Genomic DNA, 20,437 nt, shown 5'->3' with positions numbered 1-20,437 from the left:
TCGTACTCATCACGCCATGACGGGTTGTCGTTGAGACAATAGGCATCATGCCGCTCCGTCAAATCGGTAAAATCCGATATGTCCCGATCCAGATATCTCATCAGGGGCTTCATCCTATGACCAGCATTCTTACAAACGCATCAGCAATGACTGCGCTGCAGACACTGAACACAACCAACAAGAATCTTGCTACCACGCAGGACCGTATTGCTACCGGCCAGCGCGTTTCTACCGCTTCCGATAATGCCGCTTATTGGTCAATCGCGACCGGCATGCGCACGCAGAATTCCGCTCTTTCGGCAGTCAAGGACGGTCTTGGTCTCGGCGCGTCGATCGTTGACACCGCTTACACCGCATTGACCAGTGCTATCGACCTCGCCAGCAAGATTCAGGCGAAATATGTTGCCAAGGAAACGCCTGGCACCGACGGCACCATCATCGACGCCGACATCGCTGAAATGAAGGCCCAGATCGTCGAGATGGCGCAGGGTGCAACATTCCAGGGTGTAAACCTTCTGGAGACTGGTGGTGCGGCACAGAACATCGTGACCGGCTACACGTCTGGTACCGGCGTAACAACGATGAGCGTCGCGGCCTATGACCTTGAAGCCGCATTGACCGCTGCAACATCGTCCTCAACCGTAGAAACAGCCGTTAACGCCATGAAGGCTGCTGCTGCAGCTCTCGGCTCTGCCAAGACTCGTATTGACACCCAGCAGACGTTCACCGGCAATCTGATGGACGCAATCGATCGCGGCGTTGGCCAGCTCGTAGACGCTGACATGAACGCCGAATCCGCACGTTTGTCGGCTCTTCAGGTTCAGCAGCAGCTCGGTATCCAGGCTCTTTCGATTGCCAACTCCAGCAACCAGAGCATCCTGTCGCTGTTCCGCGGCTAATAACGATAATTCTTCTAGTCAGATTTGGGCCACGCTTCGCGTGGCCCTTTTTGTTTTGCAACGATGCTCCGACACGCGGCTCTAACTTCGCGCAAGCTTCGCGCTCTATGGTTCCATCACGCGACGGTGGTGGGAATTGATGGAAAAGAACATAAGACAGACATTTGCGCAGCTCGGCACAGCGATGCAGAAGCTTGGCGCAAGGCGGCTCATTGCTCTTGGGATCATTGGCATCACGCTGTTCAGCGCCATCCTGGTATCGAGCTTTTACCTCAATCGTCCGCAGTATGAGACCCTTTATGTCGGTCTCAGCCGTGACGACGTCAACCGCATGGGCATGGCGCTCGGTGAAGCCGGTATTCCCTTCGATGTGAAATCCGATGGCACCTCCATTCTCGTGGCCTTTGGCAAGGCCGATCAGGCACGCATGTACCTGGCGGAAAAGGGTCTGCCCACCAGCAACAATGCCGGCTACGAGCTCTTCGACAATATGGGCTCGCTCGGCCTCACCTCGTTCATGCAGGAAATCACCCGGGTTCGCGCGCTCGAGGGTGAAATTTCCCGTACCATTCAGGCAATTCGCGGCATCAAGGCCGCCCGCGTTCATATCGTCTTGCCGGAAAAGGGCAGCTTCCGCCGCGGCGATCAGGCGCCATCCGCCTCGGTCGTCATTCGCACCGAAGGCGATTTCGCCATCGAATCGGCACAGTCGATCCGCCAGCTCGTTGCTGCCGCAGTGCCGCAGCTTACCGCTGCCGAAGTCACCATTCTCGATACCAATGGCCGTCTTCTCGCCTCGAAGGATGACGGCACGAATGCGGGTGCGGTGATGTCGGCGACGCTCGAACAGAATGTTTCGGCGTCGGTGGATGAGAATATCCGCAAGGCCCTTGCGCCCTATCTTGGCGTTGGTCATTTCCAGACCAGTGTCCAGGTCGCGCTCGATACCGATCGCCGCCAGACCAACGAGACGGTCTTTGATCCCGAATCGCGCGTCGAACGTTCGGTGCGGGTGGTGCGCGAGAGTGGCGATTCGCAAAATTCGACCAGCGACAACGCGACAGGTGTCGAACAGAACATTCCGCAGGAAGAAATCGCCAGCAAGAATGGCGATAATTCTTCGGAAAAGACGGACAAGCGCGAAGAACTGACCAATTACGAGCTGAACTCGAAGACGGTGTCAACGACAAGCGACAGCTATCAGATCAAGCGGCTCTCGATCGCAGTCGTCATCGACCAGGCGCGCCTTTTGGCAACGGCCGGTGTGACACCGGCTCCCGATAAATTCCTGGAGCAGCAGATAGCAAAAATCACCGAACTTGTCGCAACGGCGGCGGGTCTTGATCAAAAGCGCGGCGACGTGATCAACGTGACTGCGGTCAATTTCATGGAGGCTTCCGGTGAGCAGCTGGCGCCTGCCTCAACTCCGGTGTCTGAGATGATCTTCCGCCAGGCCGGCAGTTTCATCAATGCTGCAGCCCTGATTGCGGCTGTCGGGCTTGTGCTGTGGTTTGGAGTGCGCCCCTTGATGCGTGAGATGAACAGGCCGCAGGAAGCTCTGCAACTCGCCTCTGGCTCCAACCTTCCGGTTCCAGGTTTGCCCGCGGCGTCCAATCTTCCGGTCGTGGCGCAGGCCCATGGCGAACATAGCCTGCCCTATGATGATCTGAGCGAACTTAGACGACGCATGCGTGTGCCCGCGCAAAATCGTCTCGAGCAGATGATCGACATGGATGAAGAACGGGTCGCGGCCATCCTCAAACAATGGGTTCACGAGGCAGCCTGATGGTCGCTCGCTCTGTCGCCAGTGTGCTGACTGATTTCACGCCGAAGCATGTGCCAGCGGAGCGCGTCACCGTGTTTGCGGCCGTGAGCCGGGACCGAGCCGAGTTGTTGGCGGAGATCGAGGAGCCATCGGAGGATGTTGTCGAACTCATCGACTATGAGTTGAAGGTCAAGGAGGCATTCGTCGCGGGACGCAGAATCTGGCCAGGCAGAGGCCGCGGTGCTGTTCGAGGCCGAGAAAATCCGGCTTGAGAGGGAATTCCAGGATCAGCTGGCCGCTGCCGAAGTGCTCTTCATGCAACAAACCGGCACGCGCCTGGCTGTGCAGATCAATGACGGGCTGGCCGCGATTTCATCGGATCTTTCGGGTTCGCTCGCTGCAGTTCTCACACCTTTCGTCGAAGAACGCTTGCGCCAACGCGCCGTCGAGGCATTTGCTCATGAGGTGGAACGGATGACCAAAGGGTTCGACGCTGTGAGCATGGAAATTTCCGGTCCATCCCATCTTCTCGACGTGCTTCGCATGCGACCGGAAATCGATCCGATACGGTGCACCTTCCGGGAAGCTGGCCAATCGGAATTGTCGATGAAACTGGATGACGCAGTGGTCGAGACACGGCTTGGCCGCCTCATCGACGCATTGAGAGATACGAGCAATGAACATTGATCCCGAAACGCACCGTGAGATCATAATCGTCCGGCGTGGCCGTGAACATGAAGAGGGCCATCACGGGGGGTGTGGAAAATCGCCTATGCGGATTTCATGACCGCGATGATGGCCTTCTTCCTTGTCATGTGGCTCATCAATGCGGCCAACGAGGAAACGAAGGCCGCCGTTGCTGCCTATTTCAATCCGGTCAAGCTGATGGACCGGCAGTCGAGGCCGAAGGGCATCGAGGAAACCGACAATCAGGAGGGCAAGGTTCGCTTTGAAAGCCTGGATGCGACTGATGCCGAAACCAAAAGTGCGCGCAACGAAAAGCAGGTTCAATCACCACCTGCAACCGAAGAACGGCAGATTTTCAAGGATCCGTATGCCGTACTTGCCGAGATCGCCACAGAGTCCGGCGTCCTGCAAAATCGTTCTGCAGCAGGGGAGGGCGGTTCCAATCGTGCCGGTCCATCGACAGGTGCCAAGGGCGGAGACGCCTATCGCGACCCATTCAATCCCAATTACTGGTCGACCCACGTTGAAGATGAGATTTTCCCGCTGACGGACAGTCCGGTTACTTCACCTCCATCCGAGGACAAAGCGATAGCGCCAAGGCCGAAAGAGGCTTCTGATGCTGACGTCCAAGCCAAGCAGGTGGCGCTGGAAAAACGAATGGCCGCTGGCGAGCCGCTTAACGATGCGAAAGCTGCACCATCCAATGATGCCAAGCCGACGAATGCCGAAAAGGCAGCGGCGAAAGATGAGAAGCCCGGCGCGATTGAGATCAATGCCGCGCGTGAACTTGCTGCCGAGATATCCAAGAAAATCGGCGCAAGCCAGGATGAAAAAGCGCCGGACATTTCGGTCGTCCCTACGGAAGATGGCGTCATGATCCAGCTCACCGACAAGGTCGACTATGGCATGTTTGCCATAGGATCGGCCAAGCCCGACAAGCGCGTGGTGCAGGTGCTTGATGAAATCGCCAAGATCATCGCAAGCCGCAAGGGCGATGTCATCATCAGCGGACACACGGATGCGCGCCCGTTCAAAAGCGAAACCTATGACAATTGGCGCCTGTCTTCCGCGCGGGCGCACATGGCCTACTATATGCTGACGCGTGGTGGTCTTGACGGCAAGCGTATCCTGCGTGTCGAAGGCTATGCCGACCGCGACCCGAAAATTCCGGCAGATCCTTACGCTGCCCAGAACCGGCGCATCGATATCTTTCTGAAGACAGCGTCCCGATGATCGCGCGGCAAACCATCCGCTTGTTGTTATTCGGCCTGTTCAGCCTGCCGCTGACGACGGCGCAGGCTGCAATGCCCTCACCGGAGCCCTACATGCTGGTGCGATCCATGCGCATGCTGCAGGATCAGGTGGCGTCCGGAAAGCCGGAAGCATTGCCGATGCTCAATCGCGTGCTCGGCCATATCGCTGCACAGCTTCAAATGGCAAAGCCGGAAGTCTGGTCGAAACCGGCAAATGTCTACGCCATTTTCATTTATCTCCTCAATGGCGGCAATCCGCAGGTTGTTCGCACCATATTGACCTCGGCAAATCTTGGCCAGGTCGATCCCAAACTCGTGGCAGGGTCTCTGGCTTATGCCGATGGCGATACGCTGCGCATCATCGAGAATTTCCAGGAGCTGCCGCCCAATGTTCCCATCGAGCTTGTCGCATCGATCTATCTGGTCACGGCGACGCAACTCGCCGGCATCGACGCGGGAACTGCACTCAAGCGGCTGGATTATATACGCCTCAACGCGCCGGGAACGCTGCTGGAGGAGGCGGCGCTGCGGCGTGGTCTGATGATCGCGGCACGTCTTGGCGACAAGGACAAGGTCAGGTTGATGGCGCGCAATTATCTGCAGCGCTTCGCCTTCTCCCCCTATTCGGAGGACTTCTTTCGCCAGCTTGTCGACGCCTTGATGGTGTTCAAGGACAAGATCAGCAATGCGGAAATCGAAGAAATGGCCTCATTGGCGTGGCCCGGGGCCCGCTTGCCTTTCTACCTGCGCCTTGCCCGAGGTGCGATCGTGGATGGCGATATGGGGCGGGCCCGATTTGCCTCGCAACAGGCCGAAGCCCTTTCAACTGCGCTCAAGACAGACGATACGCAGGCCAGGCTCTATCTCGCGGTCAGCAATGTTGGTTCCGACAAGACCGGCGAGGCCAAGGCCATGCTTTCGCAATTGCCGAAAGATCGCCTGCACGGCCGGGATGTAGAGCTGATGGAAGCTGCGACCACGATGGCGAACAAGATTCTTGCGCAGCCAATTCCGGCAATGGTCGGACCGCAGCAGGCTTCAGCCGCGGAGAGTTCCAGGGCAGCCGCCGGGGCTGGCAGGGCCGAAACAACGCCCATTGAAACGCTTGATCCGATGATTGATGAGACACGCAAGAAACTCGACGCCATTGACGCGCTTCTCGGGAAGGCCAGGAAATGACCATTGGAGTTCAGATGCCTCTCAAGACAATGCTTGACGCGATTGTCCGCGACAAGGGCAGGGACGACATGCCCGACCAAAAGCCGGCGAAGGACAAGGATGTGCTTTCGGATTTCAGCTCCATGGTCAGGGCCATTGGTCCGAAGCTGAAACTCGACAAGGAGAACGCAAAGCCGGACAAGCGCTTGGCGGAATTGCGGGATAGGGCGGAGCTGGACGAGCACAAGGATGTTCGCGACGCTCCCGCCCAAGGCATCTTCGGGCAGGCAATCCTTGCTTTTGAACAACTGCTCGACCGGCAGCAGCACGAAAACAGCGAGCAGCCGCAACCTGTCACCAAGGCCAACGCGTCAACCAAAGCCGATATTATCACTGCAGAACCCATACAAAGCGTCGAGGCGGGTCAGAAAAGCGAAAAACCGGCCGAGATATCCGCGCCCGATAACAAGTCCGGCAAGACCGATCTGAACGCCGTCACGGATAGGCAGGTAGCCGCTCCTTTGCAGGACAAACAGGAACCCGGCAGACAAGTCCCGCATGCCGGACAGGACGTTGCGCCAGCGACGCAGGCCCCTGAGGCACCGAAACCCAAGGTGAGCAGCAAGGCCGCCCCGGTGGAATACGCCGCGCCTGTTGAGACGGCACCGTCCGCGCCATCCCCATCGGTTCAGCTGGAGGCAAAACTTACTGCGGCTGCATCGAATAATGCGATGCCGGTACAAACGTCCCGCCGGCCGATAACCGATGTCCAAGTGCTTTCCGATCGCAGCACGCCGGGCGCCAGAACGCTGGTGGTTCAGCTTCAGCCCATTGAACTTGGAACGGTCACCGCGCGCATGCGCCTGACGCCCGAAGGCATGCATATCCAGTTGATGGCGGAAAACCCGGCGATGGCAGAACATCTCGCCAAGGACCATGACATGCTTGGCAAGGCCCTGCAGCGCGCGGGTGCGGCGGATGATGCCGCCTCGGTCACCATCTCGGTGATTGATCGCTCCGGCACCTCATCGAGCGCGCAGACCGGGCAGCACAACCCGTCCGCGCAGGATCAGCAGCCCGGTGCACGGGGCAGCGGCCAGGGCCAATCCGGATTCCAGGGCACGCCCGGTGACCGTTCTGGCAATCAATGGCCTTTTGCGGAGATGCGATCCGATGAGCGTGTGGAAAAGGCAACTCATCCGGATATCGAGCGCCGCCTTTCACGCGGGTTGGTTGTCTAGCCTGTTACTTGCGTCGCAGACCGCCTCGGCACAAAACCTCTGCGAGCGGCAAATGCACCGTGCCTCGATGAAGTACGATATTCCCATCGGTATTCTCTACGCGGTCGGTTTGACTGAAACCGGGCACAAGGACTCGCTCCAGCCCTATGCAATGAATATCGAAAGCAAAGCCGTTTTCATGCCATCAGCGGCAGCTGCCGTGGCCAAATTCAACGAGGCGCGTTCACAGGGAGCGAAGCTCATCGACCTTGGATGCATGCAGATAAATCACTATTTTCACGCCAACAAGTTTGCCTCTGTAGAGGCTATGTTAAACCCTGCCACGAATGTGGATTACGCCGCGCGATTTCTAAAAGAGCTTAGAGCACGCGAAGGCGGTTGGACCATGGCGGTTGCGCGCTATCACGCGGGACCCAATAACGACCCGGCCCAGAAGCAATATGTTTGCCGGGTAATGGAAAATATGGTGGCTACCGGTTTCGGGAACTGGACGCCGAAGGCGCGAATGTTTTGCGATAAGTGATTGTGTTAATACTTGGTAATAAAACGTGAATTTGCCTTCAGTGTCATATTTAAAGGTCGAATGAGTAATCATCCTGCCTTGCGCAGGAACCGCCAACCTCCCCAAGAATTCACCTAATCCGAATTATTTAGATCTCCCAATAAATTAGGTACAATATATTGGGAATTGTCGCCGAGTCGTCGGCCCCGCTAGTTGTGTGTTGCTTGGGGCAAAATAAATGATTCGGAAGGTGGGGCAGTGATTGTAGTCGTCGACGAACGAAGTCTGGTGACGAGTGGGTATTCGGCGTGGTTCGCCCGCGAGGGCATAACAACAACAGGTTTTACTCCGAACGATTTCGGCGATTGGGTCGCCACCGTTCAGAAGAACGACATTATGGCGGTCGAGGCATTTCTCATAGGAGAATGTGTCAATCGTAGCCAGTTTCCACAAAAAATTCGAGAGCGCTGTTCGGCGCCGGTCATTGCTGTCAATGAGACGCAGTCATTGGAACACACGCTGGAGCTTTTCCAGGCAGGTGTCGACGATGTGGTTCGCAAGCCCATGCATGTGCGAGAAATACTGGCGCGAATTAATGCTATTCGCCGCCGCTATGGCAATGGGGATGCGGGAACACAGGTAGGTCCAATCCGAGTATTTTCTGACGGCCGCGATCCGCAGGTCAATGGGCTTGATTTTTCCCTGCCGCGGCGGGAGCGTCGAATACTTGAATATTTGATTGCCAATCGCGGGCGACGCCTGAACAAGGCGCAGATATTCAGCGCGATCTACGGCATCTTCGACAGCGACGTCGAGGAAAGTGTCGTTGAGAGTCACATCAGCAAGCTTCGCAAAAAGCTGCGTGAGCAACTTGGTTATGATCCGATCGATTCCAAGCGCTTTCTCGGCTACTGCATCAATCTGGACTAACCGTCCAGAGCAATTTTGACCACCGTCGGCGGTCAAGTCGAAATTCAAGTATTCCCCAGTGACACCACCTGAACGTCAGCTTCGCGCAAGTATTGCGCGCTAACGATTTTGAACGGAATCACGGTGCAAGGAGACGGAAATGAGCCTCTATGGAATGATGCGAACCGGTGTGTCGGGCATGAATGCTCAGGCCAACAGGCTGTCGACCGTGGCGGACAACATCGCCAACTCCAGCACGACCGGTTACAAGCGCGCCAGCACGCAGTTCGCATCACTGGTGTTGCCAAGTTCTGGCGGGGCTTATAATTCCGGTGGTGTCGAAACGGTCATCCGCCACCATATCTCGGATGACGGTTCGCAGCGCTTTACGACGTCGTCGACCGACCTTGCGCTGAAAGGCAATGGGTTTTTCATTGTCGGCAACGCGGATGACACCCCATATCTGACGCGCGCCGGTTCATTCGTGCCTGATGCGCAAGGCAACCTCGTCAATTCGGCCGGCTACTATCTGATGGGTTATCCCGTGGTCAACGGCAACGTCAATCCGGTTGCCAATGGCTTTCAGGGGCTCGAAAAGGTCAATATCGCCCAGAACGACCTGATCGCCGATCCAAGCAAGACGGGTATCTTCACGGCCAATCTCCCGGCGGGCGCTGCGATCATTGCCGCAGCTGACCGCCCGCCGACAAACGCCACGGCGTCGGCTCAATATACGGCCAAGACATCCGTACAGACATTCGACAATCTCGGTAACGTCGTCGTCGTCGATCTCTACTTCACCAAGACCGCAAACAATAGCTGGGAAGTTGCCGCCTATAATCACGCCAATGCATCGGCTGCTGGTGGATTTCCCTATGCTCCTGCCGCGCCGTTGACTACGGAAAATTATACGTTCGATGCCGTCACCGGCAAGCTCACGTCTGCGGACAAGTCGATCTCGATCCCAGTGCCAAACGGACAGGCGCTGGAAATCGACTTTTCCGCCACCAAACAGCTGGCAGGTGATTACACGCCTATCGAGGTAAAGATCGACGGCAACACGCCAAGCCCGATCGAAAATGTCAGCATCGCCGATGATGGCACCGTAACCGCCATCTACAAGAACGGTGCGAAACGGGCGATCTACCAGATTGCGCTGGCCGACGTTCCAAGTCCTGACAACCTGCTTGTCATGACAGGCAATGTGTTCTCACCGAGTGCCGAATCCGGCGACGTCCAGCTTGGCTTTGCCGGCAGCGGCAGCTTTGGCACGCTGACATCCGGGGCGCTGGAAGAATCGAATGCCGACATCGCGCAGGAACTGACGGAAATGATCGAATCCCAGAGAAGCTACACGGCAAATTCGAAGGTCTTTCAGACCGGTGCGGATTTGATGGACGTGCTGGTCAATCTGAAAAGATAGCTGAACTTCTAATGGCGAATGGACACAGAGCATGTCACTAACTTCGGCGCTCCTTACTGCTCAGAGTGCTCTCAATACCGTATCGAAACAGACAGCGTTGGTTTCCCGCAACATTGCGGGCGCCAACGATCCTGATTTTACGCGGCGTATTGGTACCGTCGTGAGCGGGGCAAACGGATCGACCTATCTATCCATGACCCGTTCCGCCGACTCCGCGCTCCTGTCCAAGTTCATTGAAAGCAACAGTCAATACAGTGCTTCCAACACGTTGCAGGCCGGTCTCGACCGGCTGTCCGGTATCTATTCTGCCGATGATGCATCGGGATCGCCAAGTTCGCTGCTTGGAGACTTGCGCGATTCATTGCAGCTCTACGCCTCGCAGCCTGGCAACACTTCGGTTGGCGAATCCACCGTCACCAAGGCGACGGAACTCGCCAACGCGCTGAACCAGGGCACGGAAGAAACGCAGAAGCTGCGCCAGGATGCCGACAACGACATCGGCGATTCCGTCAAGAATCTGAATGCGCTGCTGTCGCAGTTCGAGACCGTCAACGACCGGATCATCAATGGCACGCGTTCCGGCACAGACGTCTCGGATTATCTCGACCAGCGCGATGGCCTGCTGAAGCAGATATCAGGCGAGATCGGCATCACCACGCTGGTCCGCGGCGATAATGACATGGTGGTGTTTGCCGAATCCGGCGTAACCCTTTTCGAAGGCTCCCCACGAACGGTCAGCTTCACACCGACCAGCGCATTCAGCGCCGGTACAGGCGGCAACGATGTCTATGTCGATGGCGTGCCGCTGTCGCATGGAACATTTCAGCAGCCCTATGGTACTGGCCGCCTCAGCGGTCTGTTGCAATTGCGCGACGACACGGCGCCGGCCTATCAAAACCAGCTCGACGAGATAGCGCGCAGCCTTGTCAGCATGTTCGCGGAAAAGGACCAGAAGACACCAGCGACGCTACCGACGGTGCCGGGCCTGTTCACCTATTCAGATGCGCCAACAATGCCGGCGGACGCGGCGATTCTCCCGGGCATTGCCGGCACAATCAAGGTTCACGCCGCCTTCATCCTGACGGAAGGCGGCAATCCCGCACTTTTGCGAGATGGCGGGGCGGCCGGAGCAGATTATGTGCACAATCCCGATGGCTCGTCAGGGTTTTCGGCGCGGCTCCAGGGTCTTATCGGTGCTATCTCGGCGCCTCGCACCTACGATCCGGACGCGGCCGCCGGCGATGGGAAAAGTCTCCTTGATTTTTCTGCAGCCACGATCAGTTCGCTTGAGACCAAGCGCAAATCCGTAACCCAGACGAATGAGTACAACACCGTTCTGGCATCGCGCGCCGAAGACGCAATTTCCAATAGCAGCGGTGTGAATATCGACACGGAGATGGCGTCGATGCTTGATCTTGAACATTCCTACAAGGCATCGGCGCAAATCATCTCAGCCGTCGACGCCATGTTGAACGAACTCTTTCAGGCGGTGAGATAGATATGAAGACCCAGTCGGTTTCATCCTATATGCTATCCAACTCGACACGGAACATTATCGCCAGGGCCCAGGCAGAACTGGTCAAGGCGAATCAGGAAGCAACAACGGGTTTTGTTTTCGACAAAGGGCTTACGCTTGGCAGCCGCACCGGTCAGTCGATTTCCCTGCGCAAAGAGCATGATCGCCTGACAGTTTTGACCCAGACCAATGGACTGATCGCGGAACGCATGAAGGCGTCTCAAAATGCCCTGAGCAACGTCATCAAAGGATCGCAGGATTTTCTCGGCAATGTAACGGCAATGCGCGGAGCAAGCGAGGGCCGTTCGATAATAGTCGACAAAGCGAAGGGTCTGTTGCAGACCGCCACTGACCTGATCAACACCAGCTACAACGGCGAGTATATTTTCGCGGGAGAAAACACTGACGTAAAGCCGCTGGGGGACTACGGCTCCGCAGGCGATCCCGCGCGGGCCGCTGTTTTGCAGTCGTTTCAGGACTATTTCGGCTTCCCGACCACTGACCCGCAGGTGGCAAATATAACCGCGGCAGCCATGAAAACTTATCTGGACACGTCGCTCGCGGCCGAATTCGCTTCCGCGTCCTGGTCGGCCAACTGGTCTTCGGCGTCAGACACGCTCGTCAAGAGCCGGATTGCCCCGACCGAGTTGGCGGAGACGTCGGTTAGCGCCAATAATTCCGGGTTTCGTCAGCTCGCTATGAGCTACACGATGATGGCGGAACTCGGTGACATCGGGCTCAATCAGGCAGCGTTTGATACGGTAATCGACAAGGTCGCGGAGACGACCAACCAGAACTCTACGTCACTGGCGGGTGCTCAGTCCTTCCTGGGCAATGCCCAAGCCCGGACAAAGGACGCGACCGACCGGCTGACGGTACAGATCAATGTTCTCAACAGCTCGGTCCTCGATCTGGAGGCGGTGGACCCGTTTGAGGCCGCCAACCGGGTGGAGGCCTTGCGGACCCAGATCGATGCGTCCTATGCCTTGACCGTGAAGATCCAGAGCCTGAGCCTGCTCAATTACCTGAAGTAAATCAACGAACGCGACAGCCGCGTTCGTTAAAAACCGGAAAAGCGCATGTACCAGGCCCGATACGACGACATCATGAACGACGGTGCTGACGAAGCCAGGGAGCGGGAACGTTCCTTGTTCGATCAGTCGATCATGATGCTGGAAGCGGCTCGCGACGAAGGCAGCTATTCTCACAAGGGTATCGAGGCGGTGTATTTTACCTCGCGTCTGTGGATGATTGTGATCGAAGATCTCGGCAGTCCCGCCAATGGATTGCCGCCGCAATTGCGGGCATCACTGATTTCGATCGGTCTGTTCATTCTGAGGCAACTGGAATCCATCCGGCAGGAGACCTCACGAGACTACGACAGCATTATTGATATTACCAAGACCATTCGCGACGGGCTTTGATCATGAAACTCTCGTTACGTGCCGGTGAGAAAGTCTATGTGAACGGGGCAGTCTTGCGTGTTGACCGCAAGGTCTCCATCGAATTCATGAACGATGTCAGTTTTCTTCTCGAAAGCCACGTCATTCAGGCGGATCAGACGACAACGCCTCTACGCCAGCTCTATTTCGCCGCACAGATCATGCTGATTAACCCTGCTGTGAAAGAGGAGGCAAACCGCACCTTCAAGCGGATGCTGGCGTCACTCCTTTCAACCTTCGAAAACCGGCAGATGTTGAAAGAATTGAAGCTGATCGACGAGATGATATGCAACGAACGTGTGTTCGACGCCCTGAAATCCATCCGATTGCTCTACGCACTGGAAGCACAAATTCTTTTCGGCCCAGTAGAACAAACCATTTCCTCTCAAACAGACAGGGCCGTCAGGCCGGAGGCAAACCCATGACCACGATCCCTCCCGTAGGAACACAGGCCGATACGACGGATACGTCTAAGGCAACCGGACCCGGCGTCGACTATCAGGCGTTTTTGAAATTGCTTGTGGCGGAAATGAAAAATCAGGATCCGACCGAGCCGATGGACGCAACACAGCAAATCTCACAGCTCGCACAGTTTTCGAGCGTTGAACAAGCGGTTCAGACCAATAGCAAACTCGACCAGTTGCTTGCGAGTTCATCCCTGTCACAAGCCGATGGCATCATCGGTCGCACCGTCACGAGTGCTGACGGTACCGTCAAGGGCGTTGTCGAGTCCGTGCGCATCTACAGTGACGGCATGATCGCAACGCTCGTCGGTGGCGCCCAGCTTCCAATCACTGCCGGCATCGTCATTTCGGCCGGCAATGAATGAGGCAGATGCACTCGATATCGTCAATCAGGCTATCTGGACGGTAATCGTTGCGTCTGGCCCGGCAGTCGGAGCTGCAATGCTGGCTGGGGTCTGCATTGCGCTGTTTCAGGCACTGACACAAATACAGGAAATCACGCTTACCTTCGTCCCCAAGATCCTCGTCATCCTGGCGGTTCTGGCATTGACCGCGCCCTTCGTCGGCTCACAGATCAACACGCTGACACTGCTGGCCTATTCCCGGATCGAGAAGGGTTTCTGACGCGCTTCGCCACGCGCGCGCTGGCTTCGCACAAGCTTCGGTATCTATTGTCCGCGTGACAACAGGAGAATGCCGTGCAGCAAGCCGCAGCAAAACGATTGGGTGACAAGGGCTATCTGACGGGCAGCGATGTTGGCCTTGCTCTCGGCATCGTCATCATCCTCACGGTGCTCTTCCTGCCGGTTTCACCAATCATTCTCGATATTGGTCTCGCATTTTCCATTGCCCTCTCCGTACTCATCCTGATGGTGTCGCTGTGGATCCAGCGGCCACTCGATTTCTCTGCCTTTCCGACGGTGCTTTTGATTGCGACAATGATGCGCCTGTCGCTCAATATTGCGACGACGCGTGTTATCCTGACCCATGGCGATGAAGGGTACGCCGCGGCCGGCCAAGTCATCCACGGCTTTTCGCAGTTTGTCATGGGCGGTGATTTCGTCATCGGTCTTGTGGTCTTTGCCATCCTTATCATTGTCAATTTTCTTGTCATCACCAAGGGCGCCACGCGTATTGCCGAAGTTGGTGCGCGCTTCACGCTCGACGCCATTCCGGGCAAGCAGATGGCCATCGACGCGGACCTTTCGTCCGGCCTTATCGACGAGAAGGAAGCGCAGCACCGGCGGCGCGAACTGGAAGAAGAAAGCGCCTTTTTCGGATCGATGGACGGTGCTTCAAAATTCGTGCGTGGCGACGCAATTGCCGGCCTCATCATTACCGCCGTCAACATCTTTGGCGGTATTATCATTGGCGTGACGCGGCATGGCATGGAAGTCGGCGAAGCTGCCGATGTCTTTACCAAGCTCTCTGTCGGCGATGGTCTCGTCACCCAAATCCCGGCATTGATCGTATCGCTTGCGGCCGGCCTTCTTGTCTCTAAAGGCGGGACGCGCGGCTCCACCGACAAGGCCGTTTTTGGTCAGCTTGGTGCTTATCCGAAAGCGCTGTTCGTCGCGGCCCTGTTATTATTCGTGCTCGGCATCTTGCCAGGGCTGCCTGCCTTTCCGTTTTTCGTGCTTGCAGCTGGTCTTGTGGCGATTGGTGTATCGGTCCCGCGCAAGCTCGCCAAGGCAGCGGCTGCTGCGCAGGCCGAAATCGCGCTGAAGCAGAAACATGCGGAACAGGAAGACCGCGATTCGGTCAGGGCCTCGCTCGAAACGGCGCAGATCGAGCTTTGTCTTGGCAAGCAAATCTCGGCAAGACTGCTCGCATCGCAGCTTGAACTTGCGCATCGCGTCAACAAGATGCGCAAGAAATTTGCGGTCGAGTATGGTTTTGTCGTCCCGGAAATCAAAGTTACAGATGATTTTCTTCTGCCACCCAAGACATACCGGATCAAGATCCACGGGACAGTCGTGGCTTCGCATGAGCTGCGGGTCGGTGAAATCCTGGTTATCCCCGGCGACCGGCCACCCCCGCATGTGCCGGGTGAAGAGGTGAGGGAGCCGGCGTTTGGCATGAAAGCCTATTCCGTCCCGGAAATCTTTGCCGCCGACCTCAAGCGCGACAACTACATGACGGTCGACAATCTCTCCGTATTGTTGACGCATCTCAGCGAGATCGTCCGCAACAACCTGGCACAGCTGCTTTCCTATAAGGATATGCGCGCACTGTTGGACCGTCTTGGACCCGAATACCGCAAATTGCTCGACGATATCTGTCCGGCACATCTGTCCTATTCCGGCCTGCAGGCGGTTCTCAAGCTGCTGCTGACGGAACGGGTGTCGATCCGCAACCTGAATCTCATTCTCGAAGCAATAGCGGAAGTGGCACCCCATATTCGCCGCTCGGAAATGATCGTCGAACATGTGCGGATGCGTATGGCACAGCAAATTTGCGGCGACCTTGCCGACAATGGCGTTCTTTCGGTTTTGCGTCTCGGCAACCGTTGGGATTTGGTTTTCCACCAGAGTCTCAAACGTGATGCCAAGGGCGAGATTACGGAATTCGATATCGATCCGCGTCTCCTGGAGCAATTCGGCAACGAAGCCAGTGTTGCGATCCGCAAGCACCTTGATGGGGGCGAGCGCTTCGTCCTCGTTGCTTCGCCGGAAGCGCGGCCTTACATCAGAATGATCATCGAGCGCCTGTTCGCGACATTGTCAGTCCTGTCCCATGTCGAGATCGCACGCGGGGTGGAGGTGCGTTCCCTCGGCACCATTTCGTGAGGCTCCAAACATGCCGCCATTAAGCGATAGCATCATTGCGGCCCTGCTTGTTTTTGCCCGTGTAGGAGCCTGCCTGATGATCATGCCGGGCATTTCCAGTCCACGCATTCCCATGCAAATACGCCTTTTCCTGGCACTCGCATGCTCTCTCATGGTCGTGCCGCTGGTGCTGGCGCAGGTCACTCCGGCGGCAAAGGCGGCCCCTTTGATGCTGATGCGGATCATCGTCATCGAAGCGATCGTTGGCGCGTTCATCGGCATTCTGTCGCGCCTCTACTTTTGGGCGCTGCAATTCATGGCTAATGCCATGGCGATGGCGACTGGATATTCAGGCGCACCAGAGCGTGCCATTGAATCGGACGAACCACAGGCAGCCATTGCAAGCCTGATCACGCTCTGCGCGCTGTGTCTGTTCTTCGTATCGGACCTGCATCTGGAGGTGTTGCGTGCGCTGCTTTCATCCTATTCGACAATCCCGGTGGACGGCATCTTCCAGCCGGCAACGGCGATGGTCAACCTGACCGACACTTTGTCCAAGGCGTTTATGAGCACCATACGCATCGCTGCCCCCTTTATCGTCTTCGCCGTCGTGGTCAATATAGCGGTGGGCCTGATCAACAAGCTCACGCCATCGATTCCCGTTTATTTCATTTCGTTGCCCTTCGTCCTCGCCGGCGGGTTGATGCTACTCTATTTCAGCATGTCCGACCTGATGCGTTTTTTCACCAATGAGGCAGGAATGTATCTGAGGAACTTTTGAGTGATGACAATGAATGACGCATCCCGGACATCCTATCTCGGATTGATCAGGCTGCAAAAGCTCGCCAAAGCGCGCCATGAGCTGGAGCTGTCACGCCTTAATGCAAAACAGGCTGCGATCAAGGAGGAGAATGACGCTCTTTTCAGGATGCAGGAAGATCGTTTTGTCGTAGGTGCAAGCGCGTCTGTTCCCGTGCATATCATCTTGATGCGTCTCGAGACCAACAAGTCGCTTCAGGCCCAGTTGTCGGAACAGGTGGTCGAAGCCAAACGGAATCTGCTGAAAGCGTCGCGTACGCTCGACACGTTGGAGAGCCGGCTTCGTGATTTAACCAAAAGGATATCGCGAGCCGAGATTGCCGAGGAAGCGGACGAGTATATGGGACATCTGCTTGGCAGACACGCAATCTAAAGATGCAAGTCTCAAGCCTCCCGTAAGTTTGGGAGGGTAGGGTGCATGCAATGAAACAGGATGGAACAGGAATCGATGGCTATTAATCCACCTTCCGATCTGGTGTTGGATGTTGCCATGGCAGCCGATCCGGACACGTTGCGAACCTCGTTGGAGAAGTTGCGCAGCATGGCTTCCGACCGCGTTGCGGCACAGATGCAGCTGTCACGTGAGAACTTTGCGGCCATGCAGCAACCGGTTTCGTCAAGTGGCTCCATTGCCGGTAGCGTAACGCATGCACCGAACGCTGCATTCAAAAAGTTCGAAGCATTCATGCTGCAATCCTTCGTCGAATCCATGTTCACGGGAGACAATCAGGCAGTCTTCGGCGAAGGAATTGCCGGAGACTACTGGAAATCGATGATGGCCGAAGCTGTCGCCAACAAGATTGCCGATGCCGGCGGCATAGGCGTCGCCCGCATGTTGGCGCAGCAGAGCGAAAAGAAGGCAAAGTCTGAAGCCGCAGCGCAGGCTGAGAAAGTTTCGGGGATGTCGATAGATCAGCAACATTTTCAAAACCAGGATTCAAATGTCATTTTGTACCAGATCCAACGCCAGCTCATTCATAAGCAATTGAAATCAACGGAAAGCGTTGACAACTCCAGGCAGAGTTAGAGCGCGAACTCTCAAGGCCGATGAGATTGGAGAGACAGATATGGAAATAGAGATAATGACCAATGAGCAGAACCGCAGCAACGTGCCTGAACCGGCGCTGGAACCCGTCTTTTTCGCCATTCGTCGTCTGGAAGATGTCGTAGAGCGTGAAACGCGGCTGCTTCTCGAGGGCCAGTTGGTCGATCTTGCAAATATCAACGCCCATAAGAGCCGCGGGCTGCGCGATTTCAACAAGGCCATGGGCAAGGCTGTCAAGACGGTCGATACGCCTGCACTTAAGGCGCTCCAGCCCGTCCTCGATAGCCTGCGTCAGAAGCTTGATCGCAATTGCGATGCTATCAAATTGCACCTGCGCGCCGTGACAGAGCTCGCGGGAATTATCCGCGATGCGCTTGAGACGCAGGAGGCCGATGGAACGTACACGGCCAGCCAGGTCAGAAATGGGCTCGGCGCATGATCCGTATCGTGCTGATCGGCCTGTGGATCTGCGCCGTGGCACTCGGATCGTTGTATCTTGCCGTCTGGCAGAACTCTGCGACAGCAGCCGTTACACCCAACACCCAGGAGGCACTGGACGATGGCAAGACGGAAGTCTTCAGTGTTCCGATCATCGTGGACAACACGGTCGAGGGCTACATAGTGTCCCAATTGGCCTATACACTCGATCACACCATGAACGCGTCCTTCAAAATTCCTGTATCATATTTCATCAATGACGAGATTTTCAGCCAATTCTACGGGCATTATTCGGACGTCAAGAACGTGCAGGAAGTCAGGTTTGACGATGTCAAGAAATCGATCATCGACGGTGTCAATGCACGATTTCCGCAACCATTGGTGAAGGACCTGCTCGTTGAGCAATTCAACTACATAACTGCCAAGGAAATCCGCGCCCAGAACACCAAGGGTCTGCAGCGTCAGCAAGCACCTCAAAGTGAATAATATTTACCGGCAAGCGTGCGCAGAATTGTGTCCGTCAAGGGCGTAACATCTGGATCGTCGACGAACTGCACGCCAAGTTCCATGCCTTGGCGCCAAACGACGTCCGTGATCAACGCGCCGTTATACTGATCATCGAATAGCCAGAAGCGCGTCGGGACGGGGGATTGGCCGACAACCCTGATCTTGGCGCCGCCACCGGCAAGATTGTGAAAATGACATTCGGTCAGAAATTGTCCATCGAGCGTAACAAGTTTGCCGGAGCGCAATCGTGTTCGCTTGCGCTCCTCGACGCGTTTCTCGGCTTTGGTGTTCGTTTGATACAATGGCATGTAAATTCGCCTGGCCCAAATTGAAGCCGGTTAAAAGGCGCACGGATGTCTTTCATGCCGGCGTTCATTCATAGCTTGTACAGGCAAACAATTGCAAATCCGTTATGTTTGATTCGAATGCAGCGCTCGGATCGCGAAGATTTGCATGCCTGGATCAATGTGCTTGCGCCGCGGGCATTTTCAAGAGTAGGTACAGCTGAATATTGACAGCCCCTTCAGGTGACACACTTGCCAACCGCCACCAGGCCCCGAATTGCCTCCTACATTTTGTCGTTCATCGCGCTCGTCGCCGTGCTTGAACTAGGCTTGCTCTCGGCTCTCCTCTCAGGACTGCTCGTTTACAACCTCGTCCATTATTCGGCGCCATTGCTCGGCAGATTGGGCATTTCCGGCCACCTGGCAAAAACCATAGCGTTGGCAATGCTGGCGCTGGTCTTTATCCTCGTGATCGTTGCCGCCGTCATGAGCAGCATGGCATTGCTCACCGATGGTTCCGACGAAGGCATCGTATCGCTTTTCCAGAAGATGGCCGAAATCATCGATACCGCCCAGTTACATCTGCCGAACTGGGCCCGCGATTATTTCCCCTCAAATCTTGAGGAACTGGAAACGCTGGCGGCAAAGTGGCTGCGTGAACATGCCGGCCAGCTTCAGCTCGTCGGCAGGGAACTTGGCGTTCTCCTGGTGCGAATAATCGTCGGCATGGTGATCGGGGGAATGATCGCGCTTAGTTCCACCGTTGCCTCATCACGCGAGCCAGGCCCGCTCGCGATTGCCCTTGCCGAACGCGTCGAGCTGTTGAGCGCGGCATTTCGCAATATCGTGTTCTCGCAGCTTCGCATCTCGGCATTGAACACAGTATTCACCGCCATCTATCTTGTTGTAATCCTGCCATTTTTTGGCGTTCACCTGCCGTTGGTCAAAACCATGATTGCCGTGACGTTCATTGCGGGATTACTTCCCGTTATCGGCAATTTGATCTCCAACACCGTGATCGTCGTCGTGGCACTCAGTGTTTCCTTTGTTGCCGCAGTGGGGTCGCTGGCCTTTCTGGTCATCATCCACAAGCTCGAATATTTCCTCAACGCCAAGATCATCGGATCGCGAATCAAATCGCGCGCCTGGGAGTTGCTCCTCGCAATGATCGTGCTGGAAGCCTGGTTCGGCATCGCTGGCCTCATCGCCGCGCCGATTTACTATGCCTATCTCAAGGACGAACTTAAAAAGCAGAGGCTGATCTAGGCGGCAAATTCGCGGCCGCGTGATATAATTGCGGATGGCAGGGAATAAATC

Annotated in this window: 23 protein-coding genes and 1 pseudogene; 23 read left to right on the top strand and 1 reads right to left on the bottom strand. The window is 56.2% G+C overall.

Going from position 1 to position 20,437, the window contains the following annotated elements; all coding sequences use genetic code 11:
• Positions 1–116: 116 nt before the first annotated feature.
• The 22 genes and pseudogenes from N8E88_RS08440 to N8E88_RS08335 all read left to right on the top strand — a co-directional run bounded on the left by N8E88_RS08440 (position 117) and on the right by N8E88_RS08335 (position 18,815).
• Complete coding sequence (locus N8E88_RS08440) at positions 117–899, top strand: flagellin N-terminal helical domain-containing protein (RefSeq protein WP_106718358.1); 783 nt, start codon at positions 117–119, stop codon at positions 897–899.
• A gap of 139 nt (positions 900–1,038) precedes the next feature.
• Positions 1,039–2,685, top strand: a complete 1,647-nt coding sequence (fliF, locus tag N8E88_RS08435) for a flagellar basal-body MS-ring/collar protein FliF (RefSeq protein WP_262292126.1) — start codon at positions 1,039–1,041, stop codon at positions 2,683–2,685.
• Complete coding sequence (locus N8E88_RS08430) at positions 2,685–2,936, top strand: hypothetical protein (RefSeq protein ID WP_262292125.1); 252 nt, start codon at positions 2,685–2,687, stop codon at positions 2,934–2,936. The genes fliF and N8E88_RS08430 overlap by 1 nt, the downstream gene beginning before the upstream one ends.
• Positions 2,905–3,351: a hypothetical protein gene (locus N8E88_RS08425; protein WP_262292124.1), complete on the top strand. Its 447-nt coding sequence runs from the start codon at positions 2,905–2,907 to the stop codon at positions 3,349–3,351. Before N8E88_RS08430 ends, N8E88_RS08425 begins: the two co-directional genes overlap by 32 nt.
• Positions 3,341–4,584, top strand: a pseudogene (locus N8E88_RS08420) (MotB family protein). Before N8E88_RS08425 ends, N8E88_RS08420 begins: the two are co-directional and overlap by 11 nt.
• On the top strand, positions 4,581–5,783 hold the full coding sequence (locus tag N8E88_RS08415; protein ID WP_262292122.1) for a MotC family chemotaxis protein: 1,203 nt from the start codon (positions 4,581–4,583) through the stop codon (positions 5,781–5,783). Before N8E88_RS08420 ends, N8E88_RS08415 begins: the two are co-directional and overlap by 4 nt.
• Entirely contained in the window at positions 5,780–7,003 is a 1,224-nt protein-coding gene (locus tag N8E88_RS08410; RefSeq protein WP_262292121.1) for a flagellar hook-length control protein FliK, read from the top strand. The genes N8E88_RS08415 and N8E88_RS08410 overlap by 4 nt, the downstream gene beginning before the upstream one ends.
• The gene (locus N8E88_RS08405) at positions 6,936–7,526 is read left to right on the top strand and encodes a transglycosylase SLT domain-containing protein (RefSeq protein ID WP_410010575.1); all 591 of its coding nucleotides are present in this window, start codon (positions 6,936–6,938) and stop codon (positions 7,524–7,526) included. Before N8E88_RS08410 ends, N8E88_RS08405 begins: the two co-directional genes overlap by 68 nt.
• A 237-nt stretch (positions 7,527–7,763) precedes the next feature.
• On the top strand, positions 7,764–8,435 hold the full coding sequence (gene ftcR / locus N8E88_RS08400) for a flagellar transcriptional regulator FtcR (protein WP_262292120.1): 672 nt from the start codon (positions 7,764–7,766) through the stop codon (positions 8,433–8,435).
• A gap of 139 nt (positions 8,436–8,574) precedes the next feature.
• The gene (locus N8E88_RS08395; protein ID WP_262292119.1) at positions 8,575–9,837 is read left to right on the top strand and encodes a flagellar hook protein FlgE; all 1,263 of its coding nucleotides are present in this window, start codon (positions 8,575–8,577) and stop codon (positions 9,835–9,837) included.
• Between the two features lie 31 nt (positions 9,838–9,868).
• Entirely contained in the window at positions 9,869–11,335 is a 1,467-nt protein-coding gene (gene flgK / locus N8E88_RS08390; RefSeq protein ID WP_262292118.1) for a flagellar hook-associated protein FlgK, read from the top strand.
• Between the two features lie 2 nt (positions 11,336–11,337).
• Entirely contained in the window at positions 11,338–12,387 is a 1,050-nt protein-coding gene (locus N8E88_RS08385; protein WP_262292117.1) for a flagellar hook-associated family protein, read from the top strand.
• 45 nt (positions 12,388–12,432) lie between these two features.
• Positions 12,433–12,777, top strand: a complete 345-nt coding sequence (gene flaF, locus N8E88_RS08380; RefSeq protein WP_262292116.1) for a flagellar biosynthesis regulator FlaF — start codon at positions 12,433–12,435, stop codon at positions 12,775–12,777.
• A 2-nt stretch (positions 12,778–12,779) separates the two neighbouring features.
• Entirely contained in the window at positions 12,780–13,220 is a 441-nt protein-coding gene (flbT, locus tag N8E88_RS08375; RefSeq protein ID WP_262292115.1) for a flagellar biosynthesis repressor FlbT, read from the top strand.
• The gene (gene flgD / locus N8E88_RS08370) at positions 13,217–13,624 is read left to right on the top strand and encodes a flagellar hook assembly protein FlgD (RefSeq protein WP_262292114.1); all 408 of its coding nucleotides are present in this window, start codon (positions 13,217–13,219) and stop codon (positions 13,622–13,624) included. The genes flbT and flgD overlap by 4 nt, the downstream gene beginning before the upstream one ends.
• On the top strand, positions 13,617–13,883 hold the full coding sequence (locus tag N8E88_RS08365) for a flagellar biosynthetic protein FliQ (protein ID WP_114430738.1): 267 nt from the start codon (positions 13,617–13,619) through the stop codon (positions 13,881–13,883). The genes flgD and N8E88_RS08365 overlap by 8 nt, the downstream gene beginning before the upstream one ends.
• A 74-nt stretch (positions 13,884–13,957) precedes the next feature.
• The gene (gene flhA, locus N8E88_RS08360; protein WP_262292113.1) at positions 13,958–16,048 is read left to right on the top strand and encodes a flagellar biosynthesis protein FlhA; all 2,091 of its coding nucleotides are present in this window, start codon (positions 13,958–13,960) and stop codon (positions 16,046–16,048) included.
• 10 nt (positions 16,049–16,058) lie between these two features.
• On the top strand, positions 16,059–16,808 hold the full coding sequence (gene fliR / locus N8E88_RS08355) for a flagellar biosynthetic protein FliR (protein ID WP_262292112.1): 750 nt from the start codon (positions 16,059–16,061) through the stop codon (positions 16,806–16,808).
• A 3-nt stretch (positions 16,809–16,811) separates the two neighbouring features.
• Entirely contained in the window at positions 16,812–17,219 is a 408-nt protein-coding gene (locus N8E88_RS08350; protein ID WP_262292111.1) for a hypothetical protein, read from the top strand.
• 75 nt (positions 17,220–17,294) lie between these two features.
• Positions 17,295–17,873 (top strand): rod-binding protein, encoded by a 579-nt coding sequence (locus N8E88_RS08345; RefSeq protein ID WP_262292110.1) that lies wholly within the window; start codon positions 17,295–17,297, stop codon positions 17,871–17,873.
• A 40-nt stretch (positions 17,874–17,913) separates the two neighbouring features.
• Entirely contained in the window at positions 17,914–18,330 is a 417-nt protein-coding gene (locus tag N8E88_RS08340) for a flagellar protein FlgN (RefSeq protein ID WP_262292109.1), read from the top strand.
• The gene (locus N8E88_RS08335; RefSeq protein ID WP_262292108.1) at positions 18,327–18,815 is read left to right on the top strand and encodes a hypothetical protein; all 489 of its coding nucleotides are present in this window, start codon (positions 18,327–18,329) and stop codon (positions 18,813–18,815) included. Before N8E88_RS08340 ends, N8E88_RS08335 begins: the two co-directional genes overlap by 4 nt.
• On the opposite strand, the gene N8E88_RS08330 is transcribed toward N8E88_RS08335, so the two are convergent.
• Positions 18,803–19,144 (bottom strand): PilZ domain-containing protein, encoded by a 342-nt coding sequence (locus tag N8E88_RS08330; RefSeq protein WP_262292107.1) that lies wholly within the window; start codon positions 19,142–19,144, stop codon positions 18,803–18,805. The two genes, N8E88_RS08335 and N8E88_RS08330, sit on opposite strands and share 13 nt — an antisense overlap.
• Positions 19,145–19,363: 219 nt before the next feature.
• On the opposite strand from N8E88_RS08330, the gene N8E88_RS08325 reads away from it, so the two are divergent.
• Positions 19,364–20,386, top strand: coding sequence for an AI-2E family transporter (locus tag N8E88_RS08325; RefSeq protein ID WP_315975231.1), 1,023 nt, complete (start codon positions 19,364–19,366; stop codon positions 20,384–20,386).
• Positions 20,387–20,437: the final 51 nt, after the last annotated feature.

Source organism: Phyllobacterium zundukense, from assembly GCF_025452195.1.
Taxonomy (GTDB): Bacteria; Pseudomonadota; Alphaproteobacteria; order Rhizobiales; family Rhizobiaceae; genus Phyllobacterium; species Phyllobacterium zundukense_A.
The sequence above is the reverse complement of the archived record's forward strand: the minus strand, read 5'-3'. Positions and strand labels throughout refer to the sequence as shown.